The 16,162-nt window shown below is 64.8% G+C and carries 15 protein-coding genes; 2 read left to right on the plus strand and 13 right to left on the minus strand.

From position 1 onward, the window contains the following. Position 1 precedes the first annotated feature (1 nt). From CXY74_RS15690 to CXY74_RS15705, 4 genes are all read right to left on the minus strand, one after another. The gene (locus CXY74_RS15690) at positions 2-709 is read right to left on the minus strand and encodes an ABC transporter permease (RefSeq protein ID WP_104201289.1); all 708 of its coding nucleotides are present in this window, start codon (positions 707-709) and stop codon (positions 2-4) included. Further along, entirely contained in the window at positions 706-1,392 is a 687-nt protein-coding gene (locus CXY74_RS15695; protein ID WP_104201290.1) for an ABC transporter permease, read from the minus strand. Before CXY74_RS15695 ends, CXY74_RS15690 begins: the two co-directional genes overlap by 4 nt. Next, the gene (locus CXY74_RS15700; protein ID WP_104201291.1) at positions 1,389-2,321 is read right to left on the minus strand and encodes an ABC transporter ATP-binding protein; all 933 of its coding nucleotides are present in this window, start codon (positions 2,319-2,321) and stop codon (positions 1,389-1,391) included. The genes CXY74_RS15695 and CXY74_RS15700 overlap by 4 nt, the downstream gene beginning before the upstream one ends. A 179-nt stretch (positions 2,322-2,500) precedes the next feature. Then, the gene (locus CXY74_RS15705) at positions 2,501-3,178 is read right to left on the minus strand and encodes a TetR/AcrR family transcriptional regulator (protein ID WP_104201292.1); all 678 of its coding nucleotides are present in this window, start codon (positions 3,176-3,178) and stop codon (positions 2,501-2,503) included. 148 nt (positions 3,179-3,326) lie between these two features. On the opposite strand from CXY74_RS15705, the gene CXY74_RS15710 reads away from it, so the two are divergent. Further along, positions 3,327-4,349 (plus strand): App1 family protein, encoded by a 1,023-nt coding sequence (locus CXY74_RS15710; RefSeq protein ID WP_104201543.1) that lies wholly within the window; start codon positions 3,327-3,329, stop codon positions 4,347-4,349. Positions 4,350-4,403: 54 nt separating this feature from the next. On the opposite strand, the gene CXY74_RS15715 is transcribed toward CXY74_RS15710, so the two are convergent. The 7 genes from CXY74_RS15715 to hisD all read right to left on the minus strand — a co-directional run bounded on the left by CXY74_RS15715 (position 4,404) and on the right by hisD (position 11,174). Then, entirely contained in the window at positions 4,404-5,198 is a 795-nt protein-coding gene (locus CXY74_RS15715) for an ABC transporter permease (protein ID WP_104201293.1), read from the minus strand. Next, positions 5,195-6,007 (minus strand): ABC transporter permease, encoded by an 813-nt coding sequence (locus tag CXY74_RS15720; RefSeq protein WP_233193455.1) that lies wholly within the window; start codon positions 6,005-6,007, stop codon positions 5,195-5,197. The genes CXY74_RS15715 and CXY74_RS15720 overlap by 4 nt, the downstream gene beginning before the upstream one ends. Beyond that, complete coding sequence (locus CXY74_RS15725) at positions 6,004-6,849, minus strand: ABC transporter ATP-binding protein (protein WP_370446166.1); 846 nt, start codon at positions 6,847-6,849, stop codon at positions 6,004-6,006. The genes CXY74_RS15720 and CXY74_RS15725 overlap by 4 nt, the downstream gene beginning before the upstream one ends. 119 nt (positions 6,850-6,968) lie before the next feature. After that, positions 6,969-8,054 carry an ABC transporter substrate-binding protein gene (locus CXY74_RS15730; protein WP_104201294.1) on the minus strand — a complete coding sequence of 362 codons (1,086 nt, stop codon included), beginning with the start codon at positions 8,052-8,054 and terminating at the stop codon, positions 6,969-6,971. A gap of 225 nt (positions 8,055-8,279) precedes the next feature. Then, entirely contained in the window at positions 8,280-9,320 is a 1,041-nt protein-coding gene (locus CXY74_RS15735; RefSeq protein ID WP_104201295.1) for a quinone-dependent dihydroorotate dehydrogenase, read from the minus strand. 6 nt (positions 9,321-9,326) lie between these two features. Further along, entirely contained in the window at positions 9,327-9,848 is a 522-nt protein-coding gene (gene nrdR, locus CXY74_RS15740; RefSeq protein WP_104201296.1) for a transcriptional regulator NrdR, read from the minus strand. 12 nt (positions 9,849-9,860) lie between these two features. Next, the gene (gene hisD / locus CXY74_RS15745) at positions 9,861-11,174 is read right to left on the minus strand and encodes a histidinol dehydrogenase (RefSeq protein WP_104201297.1); all 1,314 of its coding nucleotides are present in this window, start codon (positions 11,172-11,174) and stop codon (positions 9,861-9,863) included. Positions 11,175-11,255: 81 nt separating this feature from the next. Between hisD and CXY74_RS15750 the strand changes: the two genes are divergently transcribed. After that, a complete protein-coding gene (locus tag CXY74_RS15750; RefSeq protein ID WP_104201298.1) occupies positions 11,256-11,807 on the plus strand; it encodes a flavin reductase family protein in 552 nt (183 codons plus the stop codon). On the opposite strand, the gene CXY74_RS15755 is transcribed toward CXY74_RS15750, so the two are convergent. Both CXY74_RS15755 and dnaE read right to left on the minus strand, forming a co-directional pair. After that, entirely contained in the window at positions 11,804-12,604 is an 801-nt protein-coding gene (locus CXY74_RS15755; RefSeq protein ID WP_104201299.1) for a 1-acyl-sn-glycerol-3-phosphate acyltransferase, read from the minus strand. The genes CXY74_RS15750 and CXY74_RS15755 overlap by 4 nt on opposite strands. 54 nt (positions 12,605-12,658) lie before the next feature. Beyond that, positions 12,659-16,126: a DNA polymerase III subunit alpha gene (dnaE, locus tag CXY74_RS15760; RefSeq protein ID WP_104201546.1), complete on the minus strand. Its 3,468-nt coding sequence runs from the start codon at positions 16,124-16,126 to the stop codon at positions 12,659-12,661. Positions 16,127-16,162: the final 36 nt, after the last annotated feature.

Here is a 16,162-nt window from a genome sequence, read left to right on the forward strand (position 1 = left end):
ATCACCGGGCCAGCTTGGTGAAACCGGCCCAGATGTCTGTGGGGCGTCCGGCCGCAACTCCGCGGGGAACAACCAATTTCTGAAGCACCGTAAAGATGCCCTCAAGCAGCAGCGCGAGCAGAATAACGAGAATGGACCCGCCCAGCATCTGCGCATAATCGAGATTTTTCAACCCCGTGAACAGGAAGCGACCCAGTCCGATGTCGGCCACGTAGGCAGCGAGTGTGGCGGTGGCCACGATTTGCAGCGTGGCCGAGCGCAACCCACCCATCAAGAGGGGAAGGCTGAGCGGAAGCTCCACTTTGCGCACAATCTGCCCCGCCGACATCCCCACGGCCCTGGCGGCATCGATGGTCGCGCGATCAATCGCTTCGAAGCCGGTATATGCCCCCGCGAGAATGGGTGGGATCGCGAGCACCGTGAGGGCCGCGTAGGGTGCGGTCAGACCGATTCCCACTGACAGAGCGACAAGCGTGAGCAACCCCAGGGTCGGAATGGAACGGAAAGCGCCTGCGGTTCCGACGGCCAAGCCACGCCCGCGTCCAGTGTGTCCAATGAAGAAGCCCAGGGGTATGGCGATGACGGACGCAAAGACAAGTGTGAGCAGAGTGAAGCCCAGGTGTTCCAATACCCGGTTGCCGATGGCATTCGATCCCACATAGTTGGTCGGATCAAACAGCCACGCGACTGCATCTGCAAAGTAGTTCATGCCACCGCCTCCTTGTCAGAGCGCATCGGCGCGCGCGCCGCCGTCGATGGCGCAGATCTCGTCCACGGCATGAGAAGGCGACCGAGAAGAACGAGAGCCCCATCCAGTGCCAGGGCGAGTCCGACCGTGGCGATAATCCCGGCAATAATTTCCGCCTGGATGCCGCGCTGAAAACCGTCGGTGAACAGACTGCCCAGGCTCTGGGCACCAATGACAGCGCCCACCGTGGCAAGACTGACCGTGCTCACGGCGACGACCCGCAACCCGGCCAGCAGGACCGGCCCCGCGAGTGGAAACTCCACCCGCCAGAATTGGGTCCACTCGGAGAAGCCCACCGCCGTCGCGGACTGTCGAACGTTCCGGTCGACGGAGGCGAGACCATCGGCCACCACTCGCACCATGAGCGCCACACCGTAGAGCGTCAGGGCGATGATGAGATTGAGCGGCGAACGAACGGTCGTTCCCACGATGAAAGGAAGCACAATGAAGAGTGGGAGCGAGGGTACGGCGTACAGCAGGCCTACGCCCGAGAGAATGATGCCGCGGCTAACGCGGAAGCGGTATGCCAGCCAACCGAGGGGAACAGCTAGGAGAAAACTGAGGATGATGGGCGGAACGCTCAGCACGACGTGATCGAGAGTGCGATCCCAAATGAAGTCCAGGTTTGACCATATCCAGGTCACCGGGGATCCCCACCCTGCGCCGGGGCACCCGATTCCGCGAACGGACCGGCCTTTACTTCGGGGGCGGCCGTTTCTTCGGTCGCGGTCTGTGCTCCGGCGGCGGCACTCGGGGACGTTCCACCCGCAAGTACGCCGGCGAGCCGTCCATCGGCGTCGACAAGCACGTCGCCGTCCGAGTGGGACTCGAGGTGCAGCACGCGTTTGCCGCGGTCTGCTCCGACAAAGGCTGCCACAAAATCGTCTGCCGGATTGGCCAGGATCTCCGCCGGGGACCCCACCTGGGCGATCAGCCCGCCGGTACGCAAAATCACCACTTGGTCGCCGAGCAGGAAGGCTTCATCGATGTCGTGGGTGACGAAGACCACGGTCTTGCCCAGTTCTCGCTGCAAACGAAGCAGTTCCTGCTGCAGTTCGGCGCGCACGATAGGATCTACCGCGCCGAACGGCTCGTCCATGAGCAGAATATTGGGATTGACGGCGAGCCCACGTGCCACACCGACGCGCTGCTGCTGGCCGCCGGAGAGCTGGCTGGGATACCGGTTGGCAAGCGAACGGTCAAGTCCGACCGTGTCGAGTAATTGGAGCGCGTCTTCGCGGGCCTTCTTCTTCGGTGTTCCCTGCAGCATTGGCACGGTGGCTACGTTGTCGATGACCCTGCGGTGCGGAAGGAGACCTGAGTTCTGCATGACGTAGCCGATGCCGCGCCGCAGCTTGACCGGCGCGAGGGTACCGATATCGGCTCCGTCAATGTCGATGGACCCACTGGTCGGATCGACCATCCGGTTGATCATGCGCAGCAGTGTTGTTTTCCCTGACCCCGACGTTCCGACGAAGACGGTCGTTTTGCGGGAAGGCAGCACCAGGCTGAAATCTTCGACGGCGAGCGTGCCGTCGGGGAACCGTTTGGTCACCGAGTGGAATTCAATCATCCTGGCGGCTCGCTCCTCGCATCTTGTGGGTCAACACAAACCAGATGCTAACCCAATCACTATTTTGCGCGACAGACAAAACCCATCGGCAATAAAGTTTTATCTCTGAGCGAACAGGCGCGGCTTTCCGGGCACAAAAAAGCCGGGCCCCCAGTTGGGGGCCCGGCTGTCAGCGGGGATTACGGCAGAGTGGCGAGAAGATCCAGCGCCTGTGGGCTGTAGAAGCGGTCGAGGTAGTCGCGCATGACCAGGCGGCACTCGGTGATAAAGCGCTCGTCACCGATCGGATCGCTGTGGAAGGCGCGGGCGAGCAGCGCGTCGGCCATCTCGACGGCGACTCCGAGTCGAAAGATCAAATCGTCGCCGCTGGGCAGATCGAACTCGTTCACGAGAACGTCGGCGAGGCGGCGGGCGAAGAAGTCGGCGTCCGCAACGGCGTCGGCGGCGGGAGCGCCGTCGCGGTCGTCGAAGTTCACGATACGAAAGCCCGGTTCGGTGCGGTACAGGCCGACAAAGGCGGTGACGACGCAGTCCACGGCGTCCCACCAGGAGGTGAGGGTGCTGGCACTGAGTTCGTCAACGACACGCTGCCGAAAGCGCGCTACGGCACGCTCGTGCAGGGCGTGCAGAACAGCGACCCTGTCGGGGTAATAGCGGTACACGGTGCCGATGGAGGCACCGGCGCGTTCGGCGACCATGGCGGTCGTGATGCGGTCGAAACCGACCTCGTCCACCACGGCGGCGGCTGCATCGAGCAGACCGGACAGACGTGCAGCACTGCGCTGCTGAATCGGCTCGGTGCGCACCTGTTGTAGTGCTGCACCGGTCCCTTCACCTAATAGGCCACCAAGCGACATTTATCCCCCTTGAAGATAAGTCACCATACTACGGGGTAAAACCCTTTTTCTACAGTCCTGATCGGGGGATGCACAGCAAACATGGCAGAATGAAGGCGTGCCAGAGTTTCCAGACGCCACTCCGCGTGCGCCCAGTCCCGAGCGAATCATGCACCGTGCGGCCCGCATCGAAGACTGGCTCCACGAACGTCGCGAGCATTCCGCCCGGCGCCGCGGCTACCAGCCCACCGTCATCCCTTATACCGGTTACGGTTCGACCGCCTGGGTACGCATCCTGTGCCGCGTACTCTTGGCCAAGCCGGAAAAGCCCACGAAACGTCAAAAACGCCCCCGGGCGGATGGCCGTGACGCCGGCATTCGGGGCTGGCGGAGCTTCACGAGTGTGCCCGTCAACGATGTCACCGTCACGATTGAGATCGACGGGCAGACGCACCTTGTTCAGGCGGATCGCGGCGGGGTCGTCGATACCGTGGTGCCGGTATCGCTGCCCGCCGGTTGGCACGTTGCCCGACTGCACACCGAATTCTCGAACGTGGTGGACGCCCCGATCTTCATCGTGGCGTCCACGGTCGGCTACGGCATCGTCTCCGACGTCGATGACACCGTGATGGTCACCACCCTCCCCCGCCCCCTGCTGGCCGCTTGGAACACGTTTGTGCTCGACGAGCACGCCCGGGTGCCGACCCCTGGCATGGCCGTGTTCCTGGAGCGTCTGGCGTCGTTCACCCCCGGCGCCCCGGTCATCTATCTCTCGACCGGCGCCTGGAATGTGGCCCCCACCCTGTCACGTTTTCTCTCCCGCAACCTGTATCCCGCCGGGGCGTTGTTGTTGACCGACTGGGGGCCAACACACGACCGCTGGTTCCGCAGTGGCAGCGCTCATAAACGCGACAACCTCCGCCGACTCGCCGAGCAGTTTCCGCAGATGCGCTGGATTTTGATCGGCGACGACGGTCAACACGACGAAGCCATCTACAGCGACTTTCAACGCGACTATCCGGGCAGCGTAGCGGCCGTGGCCATTCGTCAACTCTCCCCAAGCGAAGCGGTCCTCGCCGGCGGTCGCTCGCGTGATGCCGTGCTCATCGAGGGCGGCCCTGAGGCCCCCTGGGTCTACGGCCCGGACGGCTCCAGCCTCGCCAATCAACTCGCCGAACACGGGCTGCTCTAGCCTCGCTCAGAATCGTCGACCGTACTGTAGGTCAGCGCGTCAGTTTACGGCGCTCTACCCCATGCTCATACGACGCAGTACCAGGTTCTCGACGAGCTGGGCCAGGCCGTAGAGAACGAGGGACACAATGGTGATCACCACGACCGATGCCCACACCTCGGAGTTCTGCACCTTGGCAACGGCGGCGACAATCGAATTGCCCAGTCCCTGACCGGTCGTAAGCCATTCGGCCAGCAGCGCGCCGGTGATCGCCCCGGGCACCGAGATCTTCACCGCGGCGAAGAAAGACGGCAGCGAACTCGGCAGCGCCACCTTGCGCAGGGTCGTGAAGGCGCTGCCGCCGTACACGGTGATCACATCGCTGATCTGCGGCGAGGTGGAACGCAGGCCGAACGCGATGTTCACGAGTGCCGGAAACAGCACGACGATGGCCCCCATCACCACGGCGGTCGTGAGCCCGCGCCCGGTGATGAGGCTGATGATCGGCACGAGCGCCACGAGGGGCACCGACCGCAGCAGCAGGGCAATGGGCATGAGGGCATGCTCAACCCCCCGCGACAACGTGAACAGCACGGCAAGGAGCAGGGCGCAGGTGAGCCCGGCTACGAACCCGAGAAAGGCGTCACCGAGGGTCACCATGAGGTTGCCGAGGACGAGGGCGCGATTGTCCGCGGCATCCGGTGCGGTCACGAGCCAGGTCCAGACGTCGAGGGGCCCCTTAGCCAGGAACGGCGAAATGTCCAGCACCAGGAGCAGTCCCTGCCAGACGATCACAACCAGGACCAGGGTGATGAGCCCGGTGAGCAGACCGCGCGCTACGGTCGCCAGCGCTACCCGTGCAAAGCTCATCGGCTGCTCCGTCCGGTCGTCCACGGCGTCGCTAAACGCAGGATGACGGCGAAGATCGCGTAACCGAGACCCGCGGCGACCCCGGCGACGAGCGCGAGGCTCCAAACCCGGTCGACATTGGCCGTTGAACCGGCTACGAGCATAGCGATACCCAGCCCCCGACTGACCCCGCCGAGATATTCCCCCAGGATGGCCCCGATGAAGGCGGCCGGTGCTGCGACTTGCAGCGCGGTCAGCACACTGGGAAGCCCGGCGATCAGGCGCACCTTGCGCAGCTGGGTGAACTTGCTGCCGCCATAGACGCTGATGAGGTCGAGGCTGGCGGCATCCGCTGCCTTGAGGCCGACAAGCGACCCGATGACCGTGGTGAAGAACACCGACATGGCAGCGAGAAACACTGCCGTTCCTGCCGGGTCGCCCGCGCTCGGCGCCCCGATCACGATGTACGCGATCGGGCCGATGGCTACGATCGGTATGCAATAGGTGATCACGGCGACCTGCATCGCGATCTTCTCGATGCGCGGCAACAGGAGCACGAGCGCCGCGAGGGCCAGGGCGAGCCCAGTGCCCCAGGCGAAGCCGATGAGCGCTTCGAGCACGGTGACGCTGACGTGGGGCAGGTAGAAAGCTGGCCCATCGCTGACGAGTTGCACGAACACATCGAGTGGGGTGGGCACTGCGCCGCCGGGCATCGACCCGACCTCGGCGAAGACGGAGATGGCTCCGATCCACCACAGGCCAATGACGAGCGCGGCTCCGATCAGACCGGTCGCCCAGGCGGGCAGGGCGCGCAGCGAGCTGCGGATCACCGGTCGTCGCCCGCCACGACCGCATCACTGAACAGCAGGTCGGAGGCGCGGTCGTGCAGGGCGTGGAACTCGGGCGTACGCATCATCTCGGGCAGCCGAGGCCTGGGGAGGTCGACGTCGATGATTTCTTTGACCCGACCGGGGCGGGCGCTCATGACCGCCACGTGGTCGGAGAGGAAGATGGCTTCCGCGATGCCGTGGGTGACCATGAGCGTCGTGGCCGGCTTCTGGGTCCAGATGCGCAGCAGCTCCAGGTTGAGCCGCTGCCTGGTCATGTCGTCGAGGGCTCCGAAGGGTTCGTCGAGCAGCAGCACCGAGGGCTTGAGCACGAGCGACCGTGCAATCGATACGCGCTGCTTCATGCCACCGGAGAGCTGCGCCGGCTTGGCTTTCTCGAAGCCCTGCAGGCCGACGAGGGCGATCAGTTCGTCGATATAGGAGTCGTCGACGGGGAGGCGAGCGACCTCGAACGGCAGGCGAATGTTGGAGCGCACGCTGCGCCAGGGCAGCAGGGCCGAATCCTGGAAGGCAATGCCGAGCTGATGCCCCTGCCGGAGTTGCTGCGGGCTCTTGCCGTCGACCCGGGTGGTACCGCTCGTGGGCTGTTCCAGTCCGGCCAGAATGCGCAGGATGGTTGATTTTCCGCATCCGGACGGTCCGAGCAGTGAGAGAAAGCTGCCCTTGTCGGTGTGCAGGTTGGCGTTATCCAGGGCGACGACGTCGGTGCGCCCGACAGTGAAGACCTTGTGCAGCTGGGAGATGTGCAGGCCGGTGCCCGCAGCCTCGCTCCCGGCAGTCGTGTTCGTGACCGAGTCACGAACTCCGGCATCAGTACTACTCACGTGATTCGCTCCTTGGCGATGGCAAAGCGGGGTGATTCCCCGGGGTCCGGTATTCATTTTACGTTCCGCATAGGCATCCACCGTCTCGTTCCGACGGATGCCCATCGCTCCCCCCGCTGCTATTTGCTGTAAGCCACCAGGTCGGGGTTCTCGGTGTAGACCTCGTCGAGCAGGGACAGGTCGAACAACTGGCTGGCCGTGATCGTCAGGCCGGTAGCCGCGAGGGTGTCAATGCTCTGCTTCTGCAACTGGTCGCTGATCGTGAACAGGCCATTGGCGAGGGTGTCGGCGCTCACCACGAGGTCAACGGACTGAATTTCGGCCTGCCGGGTCTCTTTCTCGATTGTGAGGTCGAAGGTCGGCCCGTAGGTCTCAAGGGTGAGCTTTGCGGCGGCCTCCGGGTCGTTGATCGCGTCAGTCCAGCCGCGAATCTCGGCCACGAGCAGGGCTTTGAGCTTCTCCCGGTCGTTCTTGATGGCGTCGTCGGTGACCGTGAGGGTCTCCGCCACGAAGGGGAGGCCGAAGTCGGCCAACGGCAGGTTCACCGGGTCGAGTCCGAGCAGTTCGGCGTCGATGGATTCGTTGGTGAGGTAGGAGAACCAGCCGTCGACCTCGCCGTTGAACAACGGCGTCGGGTCGTACTGCACGGGGAGGGTGGTCAGCGAGTTCTCGTCGATGTCGTTGATCTCGAGGAAGGCTTCCCAGAGGCTCAGGTTGCTGGCCTGAACGCCGATGGTCTTGCCTGTCAAATCGGCGAGGCTTGCGATGTTGCCCTTATCGGCCAGGGAAAGAATGGTGAAGGGGTTCTTCTGGTAGGTGGCGCCAATGATCTTCAGCGGCGCACCCTCATTGGCGATGATGGTGCCGGTCGAGATCGCGTTGCCGATGCCCATGTCGACGTTGCCCGAGATGACGGCTGCTTCGATCGAAGCCGGCCCCTCGATCATGTCGACGGAGTCGAAGCCCGCTGCGCTGAAGTATCCGTTCGCGTCGGCGAGGTACTCCCCCATGAATTCGGCGTTTTTGATCCAGCTGAACTGAATGCTCGCGTCCCCGAACGATGCCGCCGCGCCGTCCGCCCCGGCCACTTCTTCATCGCTGCCCGAGCACGCGGCCAGGGAGAGTGCCAGGACGGCGGCGACCGCGACGCCGCGTACCACCCGGGTTGCCGATCGATGATTGAACGAGCCTCTGGACGGTGTCATTGCGGGTTTCCTTTCGAGGATGCAAGGGCGCTGTGGAGATACAGCTGCTGTGGTTTTCGGGACGCTCGTTTTCGGGCGCTGTCGAGCCGCGAAAATACCCCGGAAAAGGCAGTGTAAGCGTGTCATGTAACGATCCCAGTTCGACTTTGTTTCGAACAGATGTCGACAAAGCGAGGAAACCCTCCGCTAGACCGGCTCGACGCTCGGTCAGCCGAAACCCTAGGGTTACCAGGCGGCAGGCGCCAGGATGCGGTCGAGTCCGCGGTTGATCTGCCGGGCCCAGAGGGGACCGCGGTAGAGGAACGCCGTATAGCCCTGCACGAGGGTGGCGCCGGCGGCGAGGCGTTCCGCCACCTGAGCGGCCGTGTCCACCCCGCCGACTGAGATGACGCAGAACCCGGGCGGCACGACGGCACGAATCTGCCGCAGGATCGCGAGCGACCGGGCGTGCAGCGGGGCGCCGGACAGGCCGCCGGCTCCGGCGGCGGCGATGGTGGCGGCACCCGTTCGCAAGCCCGTGCGGGAGATCGTGGTGTTGGTGGCGATGATACCGTCAAGGCCGAGTTCGACGGCGAGGGCGGCAATGCGCGCGACCTCGGCGTCCGACAGGTCGGGTGCGATCTTGACGAGCAACGGGGTGACGCCGGCGGCCTTCTTGACCGCGGTCAACAGCGGGGCGAGCTGGTCCAGTTCCTGCAGTCCGCGCAGGCCCGGGGTGTTCGGTGAACTCACGTTGACCACGAGGTAGTCGGCGAGGGCGGCGAGCGTGTGGGCGCTCTGCAGGTAGTCAGCCGTGGCGTTCTCGACGGCGGTGACCCGGCTCTTGCCAATGTTGATGCCGAGCACCGGACGGCCGGCCACGGCACGCACCCGGGTGAGCCGGGCGACGGCTGCGGCGGCACCGTGGTTATTGAAGCCCATGCGGTTGATGACCGCGCGGTCGGCCACGAGGCGAAACAGGCGCGGCTTCGGGTTTCCGGGCTGGGCGACAGCGGTCAGAGTTCCGACCTCGACGTGGCCGAAGCCGAGCTGGCCGAGCCCGAGCACGGCTTCGCCATCCTTGTCGAAGCCAGCCGCGACGCCGAACGGTGACGCAAAGTGCAGGCCGAGGGTGTTCACGCCGAGGTCGGTGCGCGGGCGCGTGAAGCGGTGTACGAGATGGCCGATGCCCAACGCCGGCAGCAGCCGAATGACGGTGAAAGCGAGGTGATGAGCGCGCTCGGGGTCCATCCGGGTGAGCACGAGCTTGAAGAACAGCGGATACATCGGTCCCTACCGTTTGGTGGCAGCAGCGTCGACCACGGGTGCGCCCGCGGTTGACACTGCGCTCGGCTTTTTCGAGTCGTGTGAGTGCTCGGTGCGCAGCGTGGCGATGGCGGCTTCGAAGTCGTCGAGGGAGTCGAACCCCTGGTAGACGCTCGCGAATCGCAGGTAGGCGACCTCGTCGAGGTCACGCAGCGGCGGGAGAATAGCCAGGCCGATGTCGTTGGCGTCGACCTGGGAGGCACCGGTCTGGCGGATGGTCTCCTCGACCTTCTGAGCCAGCATGGCGAGGTCGGAGTCCGTGACGGGCCGCCCCTGGCAGGCTTTGCGCACGCCGGAGACGATCTTTTCTCGGCTGAACGGTTCGACCACGCCGCTGCGCTTGATGATATTCAGGCTCGCCGTTTCGCTGGTGCTGAACCGGCGGCCGCATTCCGGGCACTGCCGACGGCGACGAATCGACAGTCCGTCGTCGCTCGTGCGCGAGTCGACGACTCGGGAATCGGGGTGGCGACAAAACGGGCAGAACATGGTGCTGCCAGCCTAGTGGTCGGCCGCAAAACGGGCAGCCACTGCATCGCCGTGTGCGGGCAGGGCTTCGGCGCCAGACAATGCCGCAATGTGATCGGCGACGGCTTCGAGAGCCTCGCGGCTGTACCGAACGATCTGCTGCGGCCGTAAGAAGGTATACGCGCCGAGTCCCGACGAGAACCGGGCTTGTCCCCCGGTGGGTAACACGTGATTGGAACCCGCGACGTAGTCTCCGAGGCTCACCGGTGAGTACGCGCCGAGAAAAATTGCGCCGGCGTTCTCAATGTCGGCCAGCACCGCATCGGGGTCGCTCGTCTGAATCTCGAGGTGCTCCGGTCCGAAGGCGTTGCTGAACCCTGCGGCAACCTGCAGGTTGTCCACCAGCACGATCGCCGACTGGCGCCCACCGAGCGCTGCGCTCACCCGCGCGCTGTGGGTTGTGGATGCTGCCAGCTCGGTCAGGCGCGCCGCCACCGCGTCGGCGAGTTCGGCCGAATCGGTCACGAGCACGGCAGCTGCGAGTTCATCGTGTTCGGCCTGGCTGACCAGGTCGGCGGCGACGAGCAGCGGGTCGGCGGCGGCATCCGCTATCACGAGGATGTCGGTGGGGCCGGCCTCGGAGTCGATGCCGGCCTGCCCACGAATGAGCCGCTTGGCGGCGGCGACGTAGACGTTGCCGGGGCCGGTGACGATCTGCACGGGCTCGAGGCCGATGTCAGCGACCCCGTAGGCGAGAGCACCGATGGCGCCGGCGCCGCCCATGGCGTAGATCTCGTCGACACCGAGCAGTCCGGCGACGGCGAGGATGGTCGGGTGTACCCGGCCGTCGAAGTGGCTCTGCGCCGGCGAGGCCAGGGCGATGGACCTCACGCCGGATACCTGCGCGGGCACGACGTTCATCACAACGCTCGAGGGGTAGACGGCCTTGCCGCCCGGCACGTAGAGACCGACCCGGTTCACCGGCTGCCAGCGTTGGGTGACGGTGGCCCCGGCCTCGATCGTGGTCGTCACGTGTGGGGGTACCTGCGCGGCGCTGGCGAGGCGCACGCGGCGGATTGTCTCGGTGATGGCCGTGCGAACGGCCGGGTCGAGTCCGGCGATCGCGTCAGTGATGTGGCTGGCGGGAACCCGCACCTGGTCCGGACGCACTCGGTCGAGGCGTTCGGCCTGATCGAGCAAAGCCGCCTCGCCGCGCTCGCGCACGTCAGCGATGAGGTCGGCGGCGATGTCGGCGGCGACGGCGACGCTCGTGAGGGCGCGCGGTACAGCAGCCAGGAGGGAGGCCGGGGTCGGCTCGGTCCCGCGAAGGTCAATAGTCTGAATCATCGTGTCCCAGCCTATCCGGCGCGAGCCGGAACAAGCAGCGCACGGGAATAGGCTGAGGGTGAAACAGATTGTTGGTTGTGTATGAAAAGTAATGTCGAACCCCCACTGACCCTGCCGGTCGCCCCGCCGCTCGCCGCTGATCCCCATGCCCCCGACGACCTCGCCGCGTTCAAGCACGCGTTTCGCCGTCACGCCGCCGGGGTCGCCGCGATAACGACCCTGGCCCAAGACGGCAGCCCGGTCGGCTTCACGGCTACCTCCCTCGCGTCGCTCTCCGCAGTTCCGCCGCTCGCCACGTTCAACATGGCCCGATCGGCGAGCTCGTGGCCGTCGATCGCCGCCGCCGACCGCGTGGTCATCCACATGCTCGGCGCGCATAACCGAAGCGTCGCGGAGAAACTCGCCGGGCCGCACGCCGAACGCTTTATCGGTGAGCACTGGCAGCCCGGCCCCTACGGACTTCCGGTGCTGGAGGGCGTGACCAGCTGGATGATCGGCCGCATCGTCGAACGGGTGTCGGTGCACAACAATGCCGTCGTCGTCGTGCAGATCGAGGGCGGTGGCATGGGCCCCGACGCTGAGGCACTGCTGTACCACGAGCGCACCTACCGAGTACCGGGCGCCGCCGTCTAGGACCGGGGCTTCGCCTTCGCGGCGGCCAACTTCTCCGAGGCCCTTCGACGGCGCCGTTCAGCCTCGACGACCGCAGCTTCGGCCGGTGTCGGCGCGGTCCCGCCCAGGTGTGCGGGCTGCCACCATGCCCCGGCGCCCGGCACCGGGTATTTCGCCTGCACGGCGTCGACGAGAGACTGCAGGGTGTCATGCAGCCGCACCGTGTGCACCGCGACGTTGCGGTCGGTCGGGCCTGCCGCATCCGGCGGAATCGGCTGGCCGAAGCGGATGCTGACCGGCACGTCGACCCGCTCCCGAAGTGTCGACCGGTGGTTCTTAGTCATCAACCGATGCCCACCCCACACGGCGACCGGGATGATCGGCACGTTCGCGGCCTGCGCCATGCGCACCGCTCCGGTTTTGAGCTCCCGCACCGTGAACGAGGCATTCACGCCGCCCTCGGGAAAAACACCCAGCAGTTCGCCGTCGTGTAGAGCGTCGACGGCCCGAGCGTAGGCCTCCCTGCCGCTGTCCATGTCGACCGAGATGTGCTTCATCCCCCGCAACAGCGCACCTACCAGCGGCTGGTCGAAGGCGCCCTTCTTGGCCATAAAACGAATGTGGCGACGATTGTGCCGCCAAGTGATCCACTCGACCAGGGCGAAGTCGAGGTAACCGAAGTGGGTGATCGCGAGTACCGCGCCGCCGGTGGCCGGCAGATGTTCCAGGCCGGTCACGGTCGGGCGCACCCGGAGCAGGCCGAACAGGGCGCGTCCGGCGCCGATGGCGGTCGAATAGATCGGCTCTCGATTGTGCATATATCCAGCCTAGGCTGGCACGCTGTCAGTCTTCTGCAGCGCGTGCGCCGCTCATCAGGTCAGGCAGTTCGGGCCGAGGATGCTCTTCAGCTCGCCGAACAGGTCCGCGCTCACCTTCACGCGGTGCGGCAGTTCGAACACCCGAGCCACGTCGCCCTTGACCAGTTTCAACCGCACCTCGGCGTCTCCACTGTGCCGCTGGAGGATCTCGCCGAGCGCACCGACAGTGTCGGTGGTCGCGCGGGCCTCCCCTACCGTGATTGAGACCAGGCTCTGGTCTGAGCCCTGGCCGAGCTCCGGCTGGAAAACACTGAACGCGTGCAGGTTCATGCCGTCATCGCGCAGGCTCACGCGGCCGCGCACCACGACGACCGCGTCGCTGACCAACTCGGGTGCGAATTCGAGGTAGGCCTTGCCCATGAACATCGCGGTGATTTCACCGCCGAAGTCTTCGACCTGGATCATGCCGTACTGGTTGCCCGATTTCTTGGCGATACGGTGCTGCACGCTCGTGATCAGGCCGGCCACGGTCACGGTGTCGCCGTCTTCGGTCGATTCTGACGCGATCAGGTCGGCGATGGTCGTGCTGGCGTGTTTGGCGAGCGGAATTTCCAGCCCGGCGAGCGGATGGTCAGACACGTACAGCCCCAGCATGTCGCGTTCGTAGGCGAGCTTCTCTTTCTTGCTCCACTCCGGCCGGTCAGGCACCTGCTCGGTGTCCTGCGGTTCGTCGAAGAGGCTGTCGAAGTCGAACCCGATATTGCCGTTGCTCTCTTCCCGCTTGATCTTGACGGCGGACTCCACGGCCGATTCGTGAATCTCGACCATGCCGCGCCGAGTCGCGCCGAGCGAATCGAATGCCCCAGCCTTGACCAGCGATTCGATCGTGCGCTTGTTAGCGACGGGCAGCGGCACCTTGCGCAGAAAGTCGTGGAACGACTCGAAGCGGCCCTTTTCCTCGCGGGCGCTGCGAATAGCCTCGACCACGTTGAAACCGACGTTGCGCACAGCACCCAGGCCGAAACGGATGTCCGTACCCACGGCCGCGAAGAACCCGATCGACTCGTTCACGTCGGGCGCCAACACCTGGATTCCCATGCGGCGGCACTCGTTGAGGTAGAGCGCGAGCTTGTCGCGGGAGTCGCCAACGCTCGTGAGCAGCGCCGCCATGTACTCGGCCGGGTAGACGGCTTTGAGATACGCGGTCCAGTAGGAGAGCACCCCGTACGCAGCGGAGTGCGCCTTGTTGAAGGCGTAGTCGGAAAAGGGCAGCAGGATGTTCCAGACCGTGGTCACAGCATCCATGGAGTAGCCACGGTCCTGCATGCCCTTCGAGAAGCCCTCGAACTGCTTGTCCAGCTCAGACTTCTTCTTCTTACCCATGGCGCGGCGCAGCAGGTCGGCTTCACCGAGCGTGAAGCCGGCGAGCACCTGCGCGATGGACATAACCTGCTCCTGGTACACGATCAGGCCGTAGGTGGTGCCGATGACCTCTTGGAGGGGCTCTTCGAGCTCCTTGTGGATGGGAATGATCTCCTGCACACCGGTCTTGCGCAGCGCATAGTTGGTGTGCGAGTTGGCGCCCATGGGCCCCGGGCGATACAGGGCGATGACCGCCGAGATGTCTTCGAAGTTGTCGGGCTTCATGAGCCGCAGCAGCGCTCGCATGGGGCCGCCGTCGAGCTGGAAGACACCGAGGGTGTCTCCGCGGGCGAGCAGTTCGTAAGCGGCGGGGTCTTCAAGCCCGAGGTCTTCGAGTACGGGCCGGTGGCCGCGGTTCACCGCGATGTTGTCGAGGGTGTCATCGATGATGGTGAGGTTGCGCAGCCCCAGAAAGTCCATCTTGATCAGTCCGAGGGCTTCGGAAGCGGGGTAGTCGAATTGCGTGACGACCTGACCATCCGCTTCACGCTTCATGATCGGAATAATGTCGATCAGGGGGTCGCTCGACATGATCACGCCGGCGGCGTGCACGCCCCACTGACGCTTCAGGTTCTCGAGGCCGAGGGCGGTGTCGAAGACGGTACGGGCTTCGGGGTCGCTTTCGATCACCGCACGAAAGTCCGCCGCTTCCCGGTAGCGCGGGTGGTCCTTATCGAACATTCCGGTGAGGGGCACGTCCTTGCCCATGATGGCCGGCGGCATGGCTTTGGTGAGTTTGTCGCCCATGCCGAACGGAAAGCCGAGTACGCGGGAGGCATCTTTCAGGGCTTGTTTGGCCTTGATCGTGCCATAGGTGACGATCTGGGCAACGCGTTCCTCGCCGTATTTCTCGGTGACGTACTTGATGACCTCGCCGCGACGACGCTCGTCGAAGTCGACATCGAAGTCGGGCATGGAGACGCGGTCGGGGTTCAAAAACCGTTCAAAGATGAGCCCGTGCACGAGCGGGTCGAGGTCGGTGATGCCCATCGCATAGGCGACCATCGAGCCGGCGCCGGAACCACGACCGGGGCCGACGCGGATGCCCTGCTGCTTGGACCACATGATGAAGTCGGCGACGACGAGAAAGTAACCGGGGAACCCCATCTGCACGATGATGCCGACTTCGTAGTCGGCGCGCTTGCGCACGTCTGCCGGGATGCCCTTCGGGTAGCGTTTGGCCAGCCCGATCTCGTTCTCTTTAATGAACCAGCTTTCCTCGTTCTCACCCTCCGGGCAGGGAAAGCGGGGCATGTAGTTGGCTTTGGTGTTGAATTCCACCTCACAGCGCTCGGCGATGAGCAGTGTGTTGTCGCAGGCTTCGGGGTGGTCACGAAACAGGTGCCGCATTTGAGCGGCGGTTTTGAGGTAGAACTCGCTGGAGTCGAACTTGAACCGATTGGGGTCGTCGAGGGTTGATGCCGACTGCACGCAGAGCAGCGCGGCGTGGGCGGTAGCGTCGTGAGCGTGGGTGTAATGCAGGTCGTTGCTGGCCAGCAGGGGCAGGTCCAGCTCCTTGGCGAGCTTGAGCAGGTCGGTCATGGTGCGGCGCTCGATATCGATGCCGTGATCCATGATCTCGCAGAAGAAGTTCTCCTTGCCGAAGATGTCCTGAAAATCTCCGGCTGCCTTCTTGGCCTCGGCGTACTGGCCGAGCCGGAGGCGGGTCTGTACCTCCCCACCGACACAGCCGGTGGTTCCGATCAGTCCCGTGGAGTACTGGCTCAGCAGCTCGCGATCCATGCGCGGTTTGAAATAGTACCCCTCGAGGCTGGCTTTCGAAGAGAGCCGAAACAGGTTGTGCATTCCCGCAGTGTTCTCGGAGAGCAGCGTCATGTGGGTGTACGAGCCGGCGCCACCGACGTCGTCGCGGTTTTGGCCACTCGTTCCCCAGCGCACCCGGGTCTTGTCACGGCGGTCGGTGCCAGGGGTGATGTACGCCTCGGTACCGATGATCGGCTTGATACCGGCGTCGGTCGCGCTCTTCCAGAAGTCGAACGCGCCGAACACGTTACCGTGATCGGTGATCGCCACCGCAGGCATCCCCTGCTCAACAGCGGCCTTGATCAGGGGTTTTACTCGCGCTGCACCATCGAGCATTGAGTATTCGCTGTGCACGTGCAGATGTACAAAATT

The organism is Cryobacterium sp. Y29 (assembly GCF_002929825.1).
GTDB lineage: Bacteria > Actinomycetota > Actinomycetes > Actinomycetales > Microbacteriaceae > Cryobacterium.